Annotated in this window: 19 protein-coding genes and 1 riboswitch; of the genes, 18 read left to right on the top strand and 1 reads right to left on the bottom strand. The window is 63.1% G+C overall.

What is annotated here, in order from left to right; genetic code table 11:
- Positions 1-19 precede the first annotated feature (19 nt).
- The 18 genes from IY145_RS12865 (at position 20) to gcvPB (ending at position 14,877) form a co-directional block, all read left to right on the top strand.
- Positions 20-220 carry a CCE_0567 family metalloprotein gene (locus tag IY145_RS12865; protein WP_196408581.1) on the top strand — a complete coding sequence of 67 codons (201 nt, stop codon included), beginning with the start codon at positions 20-22 and terminating at the stop codon, positions 218-220.
- Complete coding sequence (gene fdxB, locus IY145_RS12870) at positions 220-537, top strand: ferredoxin III, nif-specific (protein ID WP_142862414.1); 318 nt, start codon at positions 220-222, stop codon at positions 535-537. The genes IY145_RS12865 and fdxB overlap by 1 nt, the downstream gene beginning before the upstream one ends.
- A 163-nt stretch (positions 538-700) precedes the next feature.
- Positions 701-1,219 (top strand): nitrogen fixation protein NifQ, encoded by a 519-nt coding sequence (locus IY145_RS12875; protein ID WP_246722003.1) that lies wholly within the window; start codon positions 701-703, stop codon positions 1,217-1,219.
- A 236-nt stretch (positions 1,220-1,455) separates the two neighbouring features.
- Complete coding sequence (locus tag IY145_RS12880) at positions 1,456-1,776, top strand: iron-sulfur cluster assembly accessory protein (protein ID WP_196408583.1); 321 nt, start codon at positions 1,456-1,458, stop codon at positions 1,774-1,776.
- A gap of 20 nt (positions 1,777-1,796) precedes the next feature.
- Positions 1,797-2,819, top strand: coding sequence for a Fe-S cluster assembly protein NifU (nifU, locus tag IY145_RS12885; protein ID WP_196408584.1), 1,023 nt, complete (start codon positions 1,797-1,799; stop codon positions 2,817-2,819).
- A gap of 10 nt (positions 2,820-2,829) precedes the next feature.
- Entirely contained in the window at positions 2,830-4,032 is a 1,203-nt protein-coding gene (gene nifS / locus IY145_RS12890; protein ID WP_196408585.1) for a cysteine desulfurase NifS, read from the top strand.
- A gap of 14 nt (positions 4,033-4,046) precedes the next feature.
- Positions 4,047-5,219 carry a homocitrate synthase gene (nifV, locus tag IY145_RS12895; protein ID WP_196408586.1) on the top strand — a complete coding sequence of 391 codons (1,173 nt, stop codon included), beginning with the start codon at positions 4,047-4,049 and terminating at the stop codon, positions 5,217-5,219.
- Positions 5,216-5,959, top strand: coding sequence for a serine O-acetyltransferase (cysE, locus tag IY145_RS12900; RefSeq protein WP_196408587.1), 744 nt, complete (start codon positions 5,216-5,218; stop codon positions 5,957-5,959). The genes nifV and cysE overlap by 4 nt, the downstream gene beginning before the upstream one ends.
- A complete protein-coding gene (gene nifW, locus IY145_RS12905) occupies positions 5,956-6,291 on the top strand; it encodes a nitrogenase stabilizing/protective protein NifW (protein WP_196408588.1) in 336 nt (111 codons plus the stop codon). The genes cysE and nifW overlap by 4 nt, the downstream gene beginning before the upstream one ends.
- 40 nt (positions 6,292-6,331) lie before the next feature.
- Complete coding sequence (locus IY145_RS12910) at positions 6,332-7,183, top strand: electron transfer flavoprotein subunit beta/FixA family protein (RefSeq protein WP_196408589.1); 852 nt, start codon at positions 6,332-6,334, stop codon at positions 7,181-7,183.
- Between the two features lie 13 nt (positions 7,184-7,196).
- A complete protein-coding gene (locus tag IY145_RS12915; RefSeq protein WP_196408590.1) occupies positions 7,197-8,303 on the top strand; it encodes an electron transfer flavoprotein subunit alpha/FixB family protein in 1,107 nt (368 codons plus the stop codon).
- Between the two features lie 16 nt (positions 8,304-8,319).
- Entirely contained in the window at positions 8,320-9,627 is a 1,308-nt protein-coding gene (locus tag IY145_RS12920) for an FAD-dependent oxidoreductase (protein ID WP_196408591.1), read from the top strand.
- Between the two features lie 14 nt (positions 9,628-9,641).
- A complete protein-coding gene (locus IY145_RS12925) occupies positions 9,642-9,935 on the top strand; it encodes a ferredoxin family protein (RefSeq protein WP_024881116.1) in 294 nt (97 codons plus the stop codon).
- A gap of 55 nt (positions 9,936-9,990) precedes the next feature.
- Positions 9,991-10,158 carry a hypothetical protein gene (locus IY145_RS12930; RefSeq protein ID WP_196408592.1) on the top strand — a complete coding sequence of 56 codons (168 nt, stop codon included), beginning with the start codon at positions 9,991-9,993 and terminating at the stop codon, positions 10,156-10,158.
- A 96-nt stretch (positions 10,159-10,254) separates the two neighbouring features.
- Positions 10,255-10,344: riboswitch (glycine riboswitch) on the top strand.
- 149 nt (positions 10,345-10,493) lie between these two features.
- Complete coding sequence (gene gcvT, locus IY145_RS12935) at positions 10,494-11,648, top strand: glycine cleavage system aminomethyltransferase GcvT (protein ID WP_246722004.1); 1,155 nt, start codon at positions 10,494-10,496, stop codon at positions 11,646-11,648.
- Positions 11,645-12,022, top strand: coding sequence for a glycine cleavage system protein GcvH (gene gcvH / locus IY145_RS12940; RefSeq protein WP_196408594.1), 378 nt, complete (start codon positions 11,645-11,647; stop codon positions 12,020-12,022). The genes gcvT and gcvH overlap by 4 nt, the downstream gene beginning before the upstream one ends.
- A gap of 3 nt (positions 12,023-12,025) precedes the next feature.
- Positions 12,026-13,366: an aminomethyl-transferring glycine dehydrogenase subunit GcvPA gene (gcvPA, locus tag IY145_RS12945; RefSeq protein ID WP_196408595.1), complete on the top strand. Its 1,341-nt coding sequence runs from the start codon at positions 12,026-12,028 to the stop codon at positions 13,364-13,366.
- Positions 13,366-14,877, top strand: a complete 1,512-nt coding sequence (gene gcvPB, locus IY145_RS12950; RefSeq protein ID WP_196408596.1) for an aminomethyl-transferring glycine dehydrogenase subunit GcvPB — start codon at positions 13,366-13,368, stop codon at positions 14,875-14,877. Before gcvPA ends, gcvPB begins: the two co-directional genes overlap by 1 nt.
- A gap of 118 nt (positions 14,878-14,995) precedes the next feature.
- On the opposite strand, the gene IY145_RS12955 is transcribed toward gcvPB, so the two are convergent.
- The gene (locus tag IY145_RS12955; RefSeq protein WP_196408597.1) at positions 14,996-15,523 is read right to left on the bottom strand and encodes a hypothetical protein; all 528 of its coding nucleotides are present in this window, start codon (positions 15,521-15,523) and stop codon (positions 14,996-14,998) included.
- Positions 15,524-15,658 lie beyond the last annotated feature (135 nt).

Consider the following 15,658-nt stretch of genomic DNA (forward strand, 5'->3'; position numbering starts at 1 on the left):
AATCGAAGGAGATGATCGAATGAGCTCCGTCGACGAGCTGAAGGCCGAGATCAAGAAACTCTCGGCCAAGGCGACGAATATGAAGATGAATCTGCACGACCTTTCGGAAGAGCTTCCGATCAATTGGGGCACCATCCTCACGGTCGCGCAGGAGGCCTATGAGGCCTATGCGGCTCTCGAAGCCGCCCGTCAGAAACTCAAGGAATTGGAGACTGCGTGATGGGGGCGTTCAAGACGAGAGGCGGCGCCGACTGGACGCCGTCTTATTTGACCAACATCAATCCTGCGACATGCATCGGCTGCGGACGCTGTTTCAAAGTGTGTCCGCAGGACGTCATGGCGCTTTACGGCGTGGACGCGGAAGGAACGATCCTCGGCATCGTGACCGATGACGACGACGATGACTTCGACGGCGAACTCAATCGCAAGATCATGAAGGTCGAGCGGGAGCAGGATTGCATCGGGTGCTCGGCGTGTTCGAAGGTCTGTCCGAAGGACTGCCAGACGCACGTTCCCGTGGATCAGCTGGTCGGCTGATCCAATGGCCTTTCTCTCCGAAGATCGTCGATCGGAGAGCGGGCTCCGACAGCCGAGTCGGGATCCGACGGATATTTACGCGCGATTGCGGTCGCGTCCGAGCGAATGCGGACGCGACGATCCGTTTATGGCGCACGTCTTTTGTTGCGTATTGGCTCTCGGCTTGAGCGAAGTAGCGGGGCGCTCCGGGGCGCTGGGCCATTCTCTCGCGCTCGGGCGTGCGCAACTCACACGGTTGTTCGACCGTTGGGCGCCTGAAGCTCATGCGTTGATCGATCTGGCGGAGGAGCCAGAGGCGATCGGGCTGGACGATGAGGAAGAGCAGATTCGGCAATTGCTCGAAAGATTTCGCGGCGACGCCTCGGAAGAGACCGGCTGGCTGGCGTCGATAATGACCAAACGTGCGATGTCCCCTCGCCATTTGTGGCAGGATCTCGGTCTGAGCCAGCGCGATGAGCTCGGCCGTTTGATGCGAGAGCGTTTTCCTCGCCTCGCCGAGCGCAACGTAAACCATATGAAATGGAAGAAATTTTTCTATCGCTCGCTATGTGAGATGGAAGGTTTTGTTCTTTGCGCCGCGCCCACTTGCCGCGAGTGCAGCGATTTCCACGATTGCTTTGGGGACGAGAGCGGGGAGAGCGCGCTGGCGCGATTGTCCCACGGTAAACCCTCGGACTCCTGAGTAGTCTCGAGTTTTTCTCCCATTTTTGCGTCTGTCCAGCAGCATAGGCGACCCAGCCTATCGGGCTGATTTCTGCGTATTTCGAAACGGAATCGCCATCCGTGTCGGAACTCCGACATTGTGGGAATGCAGACAGCCGATCCCCCTGAGAATCGACTGATTCGCGATGGTAAAGTCATTTGGCATGTTCGTTGCTTTGTACCGCTCGGATGTTTTTCCGGGAAGAGGTTAAGCAAATGATCGAACTCACAGACAACGCCCTGAACGCGGTGCGTTCGGCCATTGCGGGCGCCGGGCAGGAGGTCGAGGGGCTGCGGATCATGGTCGAGGCCGGCGGCTGCGCGGGCTTCCAATACACGATGGGTCTGGTCAATGAGACCAATCCTGCCGACCATGTGTTCGAGCGCGATGGCGTGAAGGTCTTCGTCGAGGAGGGTTCTCTCGCCTATCTCGACGGCACGCGGGTCGATTTCGTGAGCGGGCTCGAGGGTGCGGGCTTCACTTTCGAAAACCCCCAGGCGAAGTCGAGCTGTTCCTGCGGCAAATCGTTCGGTTGATTGTCTTCGGGAGAGCGGCGATGTGGGAATATTCCGACAAGGTCAAGGAGCATTTCTTCAATCCGAAGAACGCAGGCGTTCTCGTCGACGCCAATGCGGTCGGCGAGGTCGGCGCCCTGTCCTGCGGTGACGCGCTGAAGCTGATGCTCCACATCGATCCTGTGACGGAGATCGTTCTCGAAGCCAAATTCCAGACTTATGGCTGCGGTTCGGCGATCGCTTCGTCCTCGGCGCTGACCGAGCTCGTCATCGGCAAGACGCTCGCGCAGGCGCGTGCGATCACAAATCGCGATATTGCGGAATATCTCGGCGGCTTGCCTCCCGAGAAGATGCATTGCGCGGTGATGGGTCACGAGGCGCTTCAGTCGGCGATCGCCGATTTTCGTGGGGAAGTCTGGCGGCCCTTGCATGAGGAGGGGGCGCTCGTCTGCAAATGTCACGGCGTCGACGCCGGGGTCATCGAGCGCGCGATACGGGAAAACGGGCTTTCGACCGTCGACCAGGTGAGTGCGTTCACCCAGGCTGGCACGGGCTGCACGACCTGTTACGAGCAGATCGAGGATATTTTGGCGCGCGTGGCGTCCGAGGTCGCCGCCGCGCAAATCGTCGAGATTTCCGAGGAGGTCGTTTCGAGCGCTGCGACGACGCAGGCTCCTGCGGCGCCGCGTGCAGGTGCGGTCAATCTATTCACCGCTGCGATGCGTCCGGCCAGCGCGCCCGCGCCGCGGCCGCCGGCTCCTGTTCGTCCGGCCGCAGAAACGTCGCCACTGTCGCCTGCGTCGCCTCCATCCGCCGGAATGACGAACTTAAAGAGAATTCGCCTGATCGAAGAGACGATCGAGGATCTCCGCGTCTATCTACGAAAGGACGGCGGTGATTGCGAGTTGATCGACGTGGATGGTTCGAATGTGCTCGTCAGCCTCACCGGAGCTTGCGTGGGCTGTCAAATGGCGAGCGTCACCGTGTCCGGAATACAAGAGCGGCTCATCACGAAATTGGGTGTGCCCATTCGAGTGATCCCGGTCGGGCGCAACGCTCATTGAGGAGTTCGTCATGAAGGCGATTTATCTCGACAACAATGCGACGACTCGAGTCGACCCGGCGGTGGTGGACGTAATGCTTCCGTATTTCACGGAGCATTTCGGCAACGCTTCTTCGGCTCACTCCTTCGGGGCCGAGGTCGGGACCGCGGTCAAGACGGCTCGGCAGCAGCTTCAGCAGCTGCTCGGCGCGGCGCATGATCACGAGATCATCTACACATCGGGCGGCACGGAGAGCGATAACGCCGCTATCCTGTCGGCGCTCGAGGCTTTGCCGGATCGCAACGAAATCGTGACCTCCAAGGTCGAGCATCCGGCGATTCTCTCGCTTTGTGAGCACCTCGAGAAAACTGGACGCGCCAAGGTTCATTTCATCGGCGTCGACAAGGTCGGCCAGCTCGACATCGACGCCTATCGCGCCGCTCTGTCGGACAGGGTGGCGGTCGTGTCGCTGATGTGGGCGAACAATGAGACGGGAACGATTTTTCCTGTCGAAGGTCTCGCAGAGCTCGCGAAGGAGCATGGCGCGCTATTTCATACGGATGCCGTGCAGGCCGCGGGCAAGACGCCCATTTCTCTCAAGGATAGCGCGATCGACATGTTGTCGCTGTCCGGCCACAAATTGCATGGGCCCAAGGGGATCGGCGCGCTCTATGTGAAGAAGGGCGCTCGCTTCAAGCCTCTGATCCGGGGCGGTCATCAGGAGCGCGCGCGTCGCGGCGGGACGGAGAACGTGCCTGCGATCATCGGGCTGGGCAAGGCGGCCGAGCTCGCGCTCCAGCATATGGCGGAGGAGCAGGGGCGCGTCCGGGAATTGCGCGACCGTTTGGAGAAGGCCGTTCTGCAGCGAGTGCCCAATTGCATCGTCAATGGCGATCGCCACGATCGTCTGCCGAACACGTCCAATATTGCTTTCGAATATGTCGAGAGCGAAGCGATCTTGCTGCATCTCAATCGGGGTGGTGTCGCCGCATCCTCTGGTTCGGCCTGCACGTCGGGATCGATGGAGCCGAGCCATGTGCTGAAAGCCATGGAGATTCCCGAGGCGGCGCTTCATGGCGCCGTGCGCTTCTCCTTCTCGCGCGACAATGCCTCGGAGGATGTGGATCGCGTGATCGAGGCGTTGCCCGGCATCGTCGAGAAGCTACGGGAAATGTCTCCCTTCTGGGCTGAGGCCGATAAGAAGACGAGCGACTCCAAGCCCGTTTTTGCATGACAGGCGCGACCGTCGTGACCCCTGATCAACCCCGCATCTTCATCAACGATACGACGCTTCGCGATGGCGAGCAGGCGCCGGGCGTGGCTTTCACGGTCGCCGAAAAGCTTTCGATCGCCCGCGCGCTCGCTGCGGTCGGCGTCGATGAGATCGAGGCGGGGACGCCGGCGATGGGCCGCGACGAGATCGAGGCGATCGGCGCCATCGCCATGGATGGCTTGCCGTGTCGGGTCATAGCCTGGTGTCGTCTGAGCGAGAAGGACGTCGACGCGGCGCTCGCCGCGAATGTTTCGCATGTGAATATCTCGTCGCCTATGTCGAGACTGCAGATCGGGGTGAAGCTGTCGACGGATGTCGAAGGCGCGGCGGCGCGTGTCGAGCGGGTCGTCGCCTATGCTCGCTCGAAGGGGCTCGGCGTCGCTCTCGGGGGCGAAGATTCGTCGCGGGCCGACCCGCGCGACATCGGTCGGATCGCGCGCGCCGCCGCGGACGCGGGCGCAACACGTTTTCGCTTCGCGGATACGCTGGGAACGCTGGACCCGTTCACGACCTATGAGTCGATTCGTCGGGTGCGCGACGAGACCGATCTCCCGATCGAATTTCATGGCCATGACGATGTCGGTCTTGCGACGGCCAATACGCTCGCGGCGGTGCGGGGCGGCGCGACGCATGCGTCTGTCACAATCCTCGGTCTCGGCGAGCGCGCCGGCAATGCCGCGCTGGAGGAGGTCGCCGTCGCGCTGGGTCATGTCGCGCATGGCCGAACGAATATCGATCTCAAGCGCCTTCAAGGCGTCGCCAAGTTGGTGGCGGCGGCCGCGCGCCGCAAGATCGGACGCGCCAAGGCGATCGTCGGCTCGGACATATTCACGCATGAATCGGGCATTCATGTCGCCGCGCTGATGAAGGATGTGCGAACCTATCAGGGTCTCGACCCCGCGCGGCTCGGGCGGCGGCATCGCATCGTCATCGCCAAACATTCCGGTTTGAGCGCGATCCAGAAGAGATGCGCCGAGATCGGCGTCGATCTGGACCGCGACACGGCCGCGCGGCTGCTCGATCATGTCAAGCGCCGTGCGCTCGACCAAAAAAGGCCGGTCAATCGCGGCGAGTTCATTCGCCTTGTGGACCGCGCGCAAGCGGAAGCGGCAATCGCGGCGCAGCATGATGTGGGAGGCGTGTCATGAGCCCCATTTCGATCGTCGCCACGCCGCGCGTCGCTGCGAGCAAAAGCCTTTTCGCGTTGATCCGCGAGGATATCGGCTGCGTCGCGCAGCGCGATCCTGCGGCGCGCAGCACTTGGGAAGTCGTTCTGCTCTATCCGGGCGTGCATGCGTTGATTTGGCATCGCATCGCGAACCGGTTGTGGCGCGGGGGGCATAAATTTGCCGCGCGCTCTCTCTCCTGGTTCGCGCGTCTCGTCACCAATATCGACATTCATCCCGGCGCGACGATCGGCGGGCGCTTCTTTATCGATCACGGCGCCGGCGTGGTGATCGGCGAGACGGCGACGATCGGCGATGACGTGACCATGTATCATGGTGTCACGCTCGGCGGCACCTCTTGGTCCGTAGGCCGTAGACACCCGACCGTCGGAGACGGCGTTCTCATCGGGGCCGGCGCGAAGATTCTTGGTCCGATCAGCGTCGGTCCGCGGGCGCGCATCGGAGCCAATTCCGTGGTCATCGAAGACGTGCCCCCGGAGATGACGGTCGTCGGCATTCCCGGCCGTGTGGTGCGCGAGCAGCGTCGACGTTCGGGCCCCGACGGGCGCATCGACCTCGAGCATCATCTCATTCCCGATCCGGTCGGAGACGCGATTTCCGTGCTCATCGACCGTATCGATTTTCTCGAAGCTCGGCTCGTGCATCTTCAAGCGCGGGTCAGCGAAGGCTCCCACCGGCAATCCGGAGACAACAAGCCATGAGCATTTTGGACGATCTGCGCAAATTGTCGGCGGCCGAGGAATTCTTCGACCTTCTCGGCGTCGAATACGACCCCAACATCGTGCGACACTCGCGTCTGCATATTCTGCGACGCATGGGCGAGTATCTTCACAAGGCGGCGCCGGAGGGCGCTTCCGACGACGAGGTGCGCGAAGCCTGCCGTGATTTCCTGGCCAAGGCCTATCAGGACTTCACGAAATCCTCTCCGATCGAAGAACGGCTTTTCAAAGTGCATAAGGACGCTGTAAAGCCGAAGGAAGAGCCGAAGAAGCCCTTCGTGCCTCTTAGCACGGTCACTACGTCGAACGGATGACGATCGAAACACCAGTCGGGATGGCGAGAGGAAGAATCTCATGAAGATACTGGTCTGCATCAAGCAAGTTCCCGACAGCGCCCAGATCCGCGTGCATCCTGTCACCAACACGATCATGCGCCAGGGCGTGCCGACGATCATCAATCCGTATGATCTCTTCTCGCTGGAAGAGGCGCTCAAGCTGCGCGACAAATTCGGCGGAGAGGTGACGGTGTTGACCATGGGCCCGCCCATGGCCGCCGACTCGTTGCGCAAAGCTCTGGCGATCGGCGCCGATCGCGCGATTCTGCTCACCGATCGTTTCTTCGCCGGCGCCGACACTCTGGCGACGACCTATGCGCTCGCTCAGGCGATCCGCAAGATCGAGAAGACCTGGGGCGATCTCGATCTCGTCTTCACCGGCAAGCAGACGATCGACGGCGACACGGCGCAGGTCGGCCCGGGTGTGGCGAAACGTCTCAACCTGCTGCAGTTGACCTATGTGTCCAAGATCGTCGAAGCCGATGCGGAGAAGCGCGAGGTCGTCATCGAGCGGCGCGCCGAGGGCGGCACGCAGGTTCTGAAGACCAAAATGCCCTGTCTCATCGCAATGCTCGAAGGCACGAACGAGGTGCGCCGCGGCTCGATCTCCGACTCTCTGCGCGCTGCTCGCGCCGAGATCGTCACTTGGAGCGCCAAGGACGCCGAGATCGAAGACCTGACGAAATGCGGGTTGAAAGGTTCGCCGACGATCGTCAAAAAAGTGTTCGCTCCGCCGGTGCGGACCGATCGCGCCGCCTTCGTGGAGCCGGGAAAGAACGCCGGCGATTCTGCCGAGGCTTTGCTCGAGGCGATCTTCAAGCGCCACCCGGCGCTCGAAGAAGACATGACGAAATTGGCCAGTGGGTTCTAAAGGAGAAGCGAAAATGTCCGACAAGCCCGCCCCCGCCGCGCCGCAGCAGAGCCGCGCCAGCGCGAAGAAGGAGCTCCCGGAGCATTTCCGCGGCTACAAGCACGTCTGGGTGTTCGTCGAGCTGGAGCGCGGCGAAGTGCATCCGGTGTCCTGGGAGCTGCTCGGCGCCGGCCGCAAGCTCGCGGATCAGCTGAAGGTCGATCTCGCCGCCGTCGTGCTCGGCGCGCCGGGCGAGGCGGCGCGTAAGGCGGTCCAGGAATCCTTCGTCTACGGAGCCGATCTCGCTTATCTCGTCGAGGATCCGATTCTCGGCGATTATCGCAACGAGCCCTATTCGAAGGCCGTCACACAGCTCGTCGACACGCATAAGCCGGAGATCCTGTTGCTCGGCGCGACGACGCTCGGCCGCGATCTCGCGGGCTCCGTGGCGACGACGCTGCTGACCGGCCTCACCGCCGACTGCACCGAGCTCGCGGTGGATGCCGACGGCTCGCTGGCGGCGACGCGTCCGACTTTCGGCGGCTCGCTGCTCTGCACGATCTATACATTGAACTATCGGCCACAAATGGCGACAGTGCGTCCGCGCCAGTTGCCGACGCCGACGCGCGACGAGACGCGCACAGGCCGCGTCGTCGAGTTCAAGGCCGATCTCGACGAAGACAAGATCATCACCAAGCTGCTGAAGTTCATCCCGGACCGTGAGTCGTCGAAGAGCAATCTCGCCTTCGCCGACGTCGTCGTCGCCGGCGGCCTCGGCCTGCAGAGCGCGGAGAATTATCAGCTCGTGCGCAATCTCGCCTCCGCGCTCGGCGCGGAGTTCGGCGGATCGCGTCCGCTGGTGCAGAAAGGCTGGATCACCTCGGATCGTCAGATCGGCCAGACCGGCAAGTCTATCCGGCCCAAGCTCTATATCGCCGCCGGCATTTCCGGCGCGATCCAGCATCGCGTCGGCGTCGAGGGCGCCGATTGCATCGTCGCGATCAACACAGACAAGAATGCGCCTATCTTCGATTTCGCGCATATCGGCATCGTCACCGACGCCATTCGCCTGCTGCCTGCGCTGACGGAAGCATTCCGCAAGCGGCTCTCGCCCGAAAACGCCGACCGGCTCGCCGGCTGATCCCGAGGAGATTGTCATGATCGAAGAAAAATTCGACGCGATCGTCATCGGGGCCGGCATGGCCGGCAACGCTGCGGCCTACACCATGGCCTCGCGTGGTCTCAACGTTCTTCAGCTGGAGCGCGGGGAATATCCGGGCTCCAAGAATGTGCAGGGCGGCATTCTCTATGCCGACATGCTGGAGAAGATCATTCCGGACTTCCGCGAGGAGGCGCCGCTCGAGCGGCATCTCATCGAGCAACGCTTCTGGATGATGACGGATCGCTCGCACACCGGCATGCAATATCGTTCGGACGACTTCAACGAGGAGAAGCCGAACCGCTACACCATTATCCGCTCGCAGTTCGACCGCTGGTTCAATAAGCAGGTGCAGTCGAAGGGCGCGATCGTCATCTGCGAGACGACGGTGATGGAGCTGGTCAGCGACGCCTATGGCAAGGTCATCGGCGTGCGCACCGACCGCAGCGGCGGCACTGTGTTCGCCGATGTCGTCGTGATCGCCGAGGGCGTCAACGGATTGCTCGGCGCGCGCGCCGGCCTGCGGCCGACGCCCAAGGCCGAGCATGTCGCTCTGGCGGTCAAGGAAATGCACTTCCTGCCGCGCGAAACGCTGGAAGCGCGTTTCAATCTGCATGGCGACGAGGGCGTCGTCATCGAGGCGGCCGGCACCATCTCCAAGGGGATGACCGGCATGGGCTTCGTCTACACGAACAAAGAGAGCATTTCTGTCGGCTTTGGTTGCCTCGTGTCGGATTTCGCCGAAAACGAGGAGACGCCCTACGGCATGCTGGAGAATTTCAAGAAGCATCCGTCGATCGCGCCGCTGATCGAAGGGTCGGAAGTGAAGGAATATGCCGCGCATCTCATTCCCGAGGGCGGCTTCAACACGATTCCCGAGCTTTTCGGCGATGGTTGGGTCGTGGTCGGCGACGCCGCCCAGCTCAACAACGCTATCCATAGAGAAGGCTCGAATCTTGCTATGACGTCCGGCAGGCTCGCCGGCGAGGCGATTTTCCAGGTGAAGTCGCGCCGCGATCCAATGACGAAGCAGAATCTGGCGCTCTACAAGAAATTCCTCGACGATAGCTTCGTCATGAAGGACTTGAAGAAATACAAGGACATGCCGGCGTTGTTGCACACGCAGGCGCAGAATTTCTTCCTCACCTATCCGACACTCGTGTCGAAGGCGATGGAGAATTTCCTACGCGTCGACGGCACGCCGAAGATCGAGAAGGAAAAAGCGTCGGTCCGAGCCTTCCGCGAGAAGCGCTCGCTGACGGGTTTAGTCGGAGATGCATGGCGTCTGGCGCGCGCCTGGCGCTGAGAGGAGGAATTGCGATGTCGACGCAAGCTGCGCGAGTCGAGGAGAAGCTGTTCCAGAACCGCTATCTCGTCGATCAAGGAAAACCCCATATCGTCGTGCAACCGCATACGACGCCGTCGAAGAATCTCGTGGCGATGACCAAGATCTGTCCGGCCGGCTGCTATGAGCAGAACGCCTCCGGCCAAGTCGAGATCACGCCGGACGGCTGTCTCGAATGCGGCACCTGCCGCGTCCTCTGCGAGCCGCAGGGCGATATCGTGTGGAATTATCCACGCGGCGGCTATGGCGTGCTGTTCAAATTCGGCTGAGCGCGGCCGACGCGCCGCGGGTCGGCGCGTCGGAAAGTAGACGTGAGGATGTTCGATGACGGTCGTGCAATTGATCGAAGCGCTCAAGGACATGCCGAGCGAAGCCGTGGTTGTTCTCGAGGGAGACGGAGCCTGCGCCCGTCTCGTCGGAGTGAATTTCGAAAAGAGCCCGATGGCGGGATTGCCAGACGAGGTGATCCTGTCGACAGATTGTGAAGAGTGACGCGCTCGCCAGAGCGGCGCGGCCGATCGACGCGGCATTTCCTTCCCCGAGAGGCTTGACGGGGGCGCGCATCGATCTCATCTTTCGAGTGTCTCGACGATCTTCGCGGGAGAGACCGGCGTTCGCGCCGGAGCCGAAGGCGCAACCGCCCCGGAAACGCTCAGGCAAAAGGACCGCGAAGAAAGAGATACTCTGGAAAGCGGCGCGGTTCTCCCGCGCCCACCGAAGGGCGTAACCTGCACTGCAGGGAAATCTCTCAGGTCTCCAGACAGAGGGGGCGCGAGCCGGGTGGAGAAATCCGCCCAATGCCGAACGCCGACTGTCGGGAGTGTCCTTTGAGCGAAAGCTTCGCCCCCCACACACACTCGCTGCTTGAAAAGACGCCGCTCGACTCGCTGCACCATCGTCTCGGCGCGCGCATGGCGCCTTTCGCCGGATATGAGCTGCCACTTCACTATAAGGCCGGGGTCGTCGCGGAGCATTTGCACACGCGCGAAAAGGCCAGTCTCTTCGACGTCTCGCACATGGGCCAGGCGATCCTCGGCGGCCGCGGCGCCGCTGGGCTGATCGAGAGGCTCGTCCCAGCCGATATCCTCGACCTCGCCCCCGAACGCACGCGCTATAGCCAGCTTCTCGCCGAGGATGGCGGCGTGCTCGACGATCTGATGATCACGCGCTTGCCGGGGCGCGACGAGCGTTTGCTCCTGGTCGTCAACGCCGCAGCCAAGGCTCAGGATTTCGCGTTGCTGCGGCAGGAATTGCCGCAGCTCTCGCTCGGCGTCCTCGCCGGCCGCGCGCTTGTTGCGCTGCAGGGCCCGCGCGCGGCGACGGCGCTCACCGACAGTCTCCCGGGACTCGACGACATACCGTTCATGGGTTGGCGCGCGGCGGAGTTTTGTGGCGCTGGTCTGTTCGTGTCGCGGTCCGGCTATACGGGTGAGGACGGCTTCGAAATCTCCGTGCCCAATCATCTCGCCGAAGCCTTCGCCGAGGCGCTGCTCGCTCACCCCGATGTCGCGCCCGCGGGGCTCGGCGCGCGCGATTCGCTGCGCCTCGAAGCGGGCCTTTGCCTCTATGGCCACGATATGGACGTCACGACGGATCCTGTGGAAGCGGGGCTCGCCTGGTCGATCGGCCGGCGCCGGCGCGAGCAGGGCGGTTTCCCGGGCTTCGACCGTATCCGCGCGGCTCTGACCGACGGCCCTTCGCGCAAACGTGTCGGCCTTCTTCCCCAGGGCCGCGCGCCTTTGCGCGAGGGCGCGCCGCTCATGGCGCCGAATGGAGGCGTGATCGGACGCATCACCTCGGGCGGTTATTCTCCGACACTCTCGCGGCCCATCGCCATGGGTTATGTCGACTCCGCTTTCGCGACGTTGGGCGTCACGCTGGAAAGTCGCCTTCGCGACAATCGAGTCTTTGTCGAAGTCGCGTCATTGCCTTTCGTTCCCCATCGCTATTTCCGCGGCCAGACCGGAAAGGACAGATCATGAGCGGCGAGCGCTACACCAAGGATCATGATTTCCTGCGCGTCGAGGACGATGTCGCCATCATCGGCATCACAGATTTCGCGCAGTCGCAGCTCGGCGACATCGTTTTCGTCGAGCTGCCGGAGCCGGGCCAGCGCGTCGCCAAAGGCGGACAATTGGCGACGATCGAAAGCGTGAAAGCGGCGAGCGAAGTCTACGCGCCGATTTCCGGCGAGGTCATCGAGGTGAACTCCGCGCTCGAGGCTGCTCCCGCCAAAGTGAACGAAGACCCGCTCGGGGAAGGCTGGCTCGTGAAGCTGCGTGTCGCCGACGCCGCCGAGCTCGAGGAGCTGATGGACGAAGACGCCTATCGCGCCTTTCTCGAGAGCGAGGGGTGAGCCATGCGCTATCTGCCATTGACGCAAGAGGATCGCGCGCAGATGCGCGCCGCGATCGGCGTCGCCGACGTCGACGAGCTCTACGCCGACATGCCCGCGGAGCTGCTGCTCGACGGCCCGCTCGATCTCCCGCGCGGGAAATCGGAGATGGAGGTCGAGCGGTTGCTCGGCGCTATGGCGCAGCGCAATCTCGCGGCGTCTCGCGCGCCTTTCTTCGTCGGCGCGGGCGCTTATAAGCATCACATTCCGGCGAGCGTCGATCATTTGATCCAACGCTCGGAATTCCTCACCAGCTACACGCCGTATCAGCCGGAGATATCGCAGGGAACGCTGCAATATCTCTTCGAATTCCAGACGCAGGTCGCCATGCTCACCGGCATGGAGATCGCCAACGCCTCCATGTATGACGGTGCGACCGCCTGCGCCGAGGCGGCATTGATGGCGCATCGCGTCGCCAAGCGGCGCAAGGCCGTGCTCTCGGGCGGGCTGCATCCGCATTATGCGGAGGTTCTGCGCACGATTTCGCATTTTTCCGGCGACGAGGTCGTCTCCCTCGCGCCGGATGTGCTCGCACGCGAAGACCTGGCCGCGACGGTCGACGAGAGCGTCTCCTGCGTCATCGTGCAGATGCCCGACGTCTTCGGCAATTTGCGTGATCTCACGCCGCTCGCCGAGGCTTGCCGTCGTCACGGCGCGCTGCTGATCGCCGTCTTCACCGAGGCGGTTTCGCTCGGCCTGGTGACGCCGCCGGGCGAGATGGGCGCGGATATCGTGGTCGGCGAGGGTCAGTCGCTCGGCAACCCGCTCTCCTTCGGCGGACCCTATCTCGGCCTGTTCGCGACGCGCCAGGCCTATCTGCGTCAGATGCCGGGGCGTCTTTGCGGCGAGACCGTCGATGCGGACGGGCGCCGCGGCTATGTCGCGACGCTCTCTGCGCGCGAGCAGCATATTCGTCGCGACAAGGCGACATCGAACATATGCACCAACTCCAATCTCTGCGCGCTCGCCTTCAGCATTCACCTCAGCCTGCTCGGCGAGGCGGGCCTGCGCCGTCTCGCGCGGGTCAATCACGCGAATGCGGTGAATCTCGCCGACCGGCTGGCGCGCATTGCCGGCGTCGAAATTCTCAATGAGAGCTTCTTCAACGAATTCACGCTGCGTCTTCCGCGCGACGCGGCGCGGCTCGTCGAACAGATGGCGGAAGCGGGCGTGCTCGCCGGCGTCCCGGTCTCGCGTCTGCTGCCGGGCGCTGGCCTCGACGATCTGCTGCTCGTCGCCAGCACCGAGGTCGATACGACGGAGGATCGCGAGGCCTTCGTCGCGGCATTGAGAGGAGCGCTTTGATGCTCGATCATCCAGAGGATTTCGGTCCAGCGACCTTCTCCGGCAATCGCGGGCTCGATCAGGAGGAGCCGCCGATCTTCGAGATCGGCCGCGCCGAGACGACGGGCGTCGACATCGACGAGCCGGCGCCATTCGCATCGCGGCTCGGCGGCCTCGAACGTCGGCGGCCGATCGGCCTGCCGGGCCTCTCCGAGCCCGAGGCGATGCGCCATTATGTGCGTCTGTCGCGCAAGAATTATTCGATCGACGCGGGTCTTTATCCGCTGGGCTCCTGCACGATGAAGCACAATCCGCGTCTAGACGAGAAAATGGCGCGGCTCGATGGTTTCGCCGATATTCATCCGCTTCAGCCGCAATCCACTGCGCAGGGCGCGCTCGCGCTGATGGAAGAGCTCGCGCGCTGGCTGCTCGAGCTCACTGGAATGAGCGCTATCGCTCTGTCTCCCAAGGCAGGCGCGCATGGCGAGCTCTGCGGCCTCATGGCGATCGAGGCGGCGCTCGAAGCGCGCGGCGAAGCTGCGACGCGCAAGACGATTCTCATTCCGCAATCGGCGCATGGCACCAATCCGGCGAGCGCCGCTCTGCTCGGCTTTCGCCCGCGTGTGATCGACGCCGGCGCGGATGGCGTCGTCAGCGAAGAGGCCGTCGCCGCCGCGCTCGGCCCGGATGTCGCCGCGATCATGCTCACCAACCCCAATACTTGCGGCTTGTTCGAGCGCAATGTCGTCGGCATAGCGCGGCGCGTGCGCGAAGCGGGCGGCTATTTTTATTGCGACGGCGCGAATTTCAACGCCATAGCCGGCGTCGCGCGGCCGGGAGAAATGGGCGTCGACGCGATGCATCTCAATCTGCACAAGACCTTCTCGACGCCTCATGGCGGCGGCGGTCCGGGCTCTGGTCCCGTCGTTCTCTCGGAGCGGCTCGCGCCCTTTGCGCCGGTTCCATACCTCGCGCGCGCCGGCGAGACGCTTCGGCTCGTCGAGCAACGCCAAGGAACGCAGAGCCTCGGGCGGCTCACGGCCTTTCACGGACAATTCGGAACATTCGTGCGCGCGCTCGCCTACATGCTGTCGCATGGTTCGGACGGGCTCGCGCAGGCCTCGCGCGACGCCGTGCTGTCGGCGAATTATCTGCGCGTCGCGCTGCGGGATGTGATGACGCAGCCTTTCGGCGACCGTACCTGCATGCATGAGGTTTTGTTCGACGACGCTTTCCTCGAGGGAACGGGCGTCACCACGCTCGATTTCGCCAAGGCGATGATCGACGAGGGCTATCATCCGATGACGATCTATTTCCCGCTCGTCGTTCACGGGGCCATGCTGATCGAGCCGACCGAATCGGAGTCGAAGCGCTCGCTCGATCTCTTCGTCGCGACTTTGCGCGCGCTCATCGCGAGCGCGAAGCGCGGCGAGACGCGCCGTTTCACGGGAGCGCCGCGCTACGCCCCGCGCCGCCGCCTCGACGAAACGGCTGCGGCGCGCAAGCCCGTGCTGCGCTGGAGCGCCGCGTGATCGAGTGGTCGGCAGGCGAGGCGCCGGCGGAAAAGCGAAGGCGTCATCGCACATGTCGCGATGACGAGCCGTCGCCGGCTCCGGGGAGCGCCTCGCTCCGCGCAATGACGGCCGATGTTCAGAGCCGCTTCAAGCCATCCTCATAGCTGATGGCTTCGTAGGTCGTGTCATATTTCAGACCGCCGTCGACAATGGTGTCGAGCTTTTCGGCCGTATCGTATTTCTTCATCTTGGTCTTATCGAGATAGAACAGCTCGATGAGCTCATTGTAGACCGAGGTGTCGTCGATCGGCAGCACATAGAGCGGCACGCCGCCGAAGCTGATCTGATAGCGCGAGGCGCGGTCCAGATCGCCGACATAGATGAAATATTTTCCCTCGGGCTTCACACTCGCGCCGAGACTCTCGACGAGCGCCGGGAGCTGCTTGTAGCTGGCGAGCGATCCCGCGATGAACGACAATGCCGTCTCGCCCTCTTCCGCCGACGCGAAGGCCGCACCCAAAGTGACGAGCGGGTCGAGCGTGATGGCGATTTCGCCGCGGAAGCCGAAGCGCCCGGCGTGATGCGTCGTCGCTTTATGGGCCGGCTTCATCAGGCGGCCTTCCGCCTCGAGACGGCCGAAGGCTGTGGATTCGATGGAGGTCATGTCGGCTTTCAGTTGTCCGTCCGGCCTCGAAAGATTCGAGACAATGACGGCCGAGATTGGTGGAGGGTCGCTTCGTTCGAACGCGTCTCGAGACGGGCGTGCGCGCCCGAGGGGGCAGACACTCGTCGATATTCG

Source organism: Methylosinus sp. H3A (assembly GCF_015709455.1).
In the GTDB taxonomy this organism is placed as follows: domain Bacteria; phylum Pseudomonadota; class Alphaproteobacteria; order Rhizobiales; family Beijerinckiaceae; genus Methylosinus.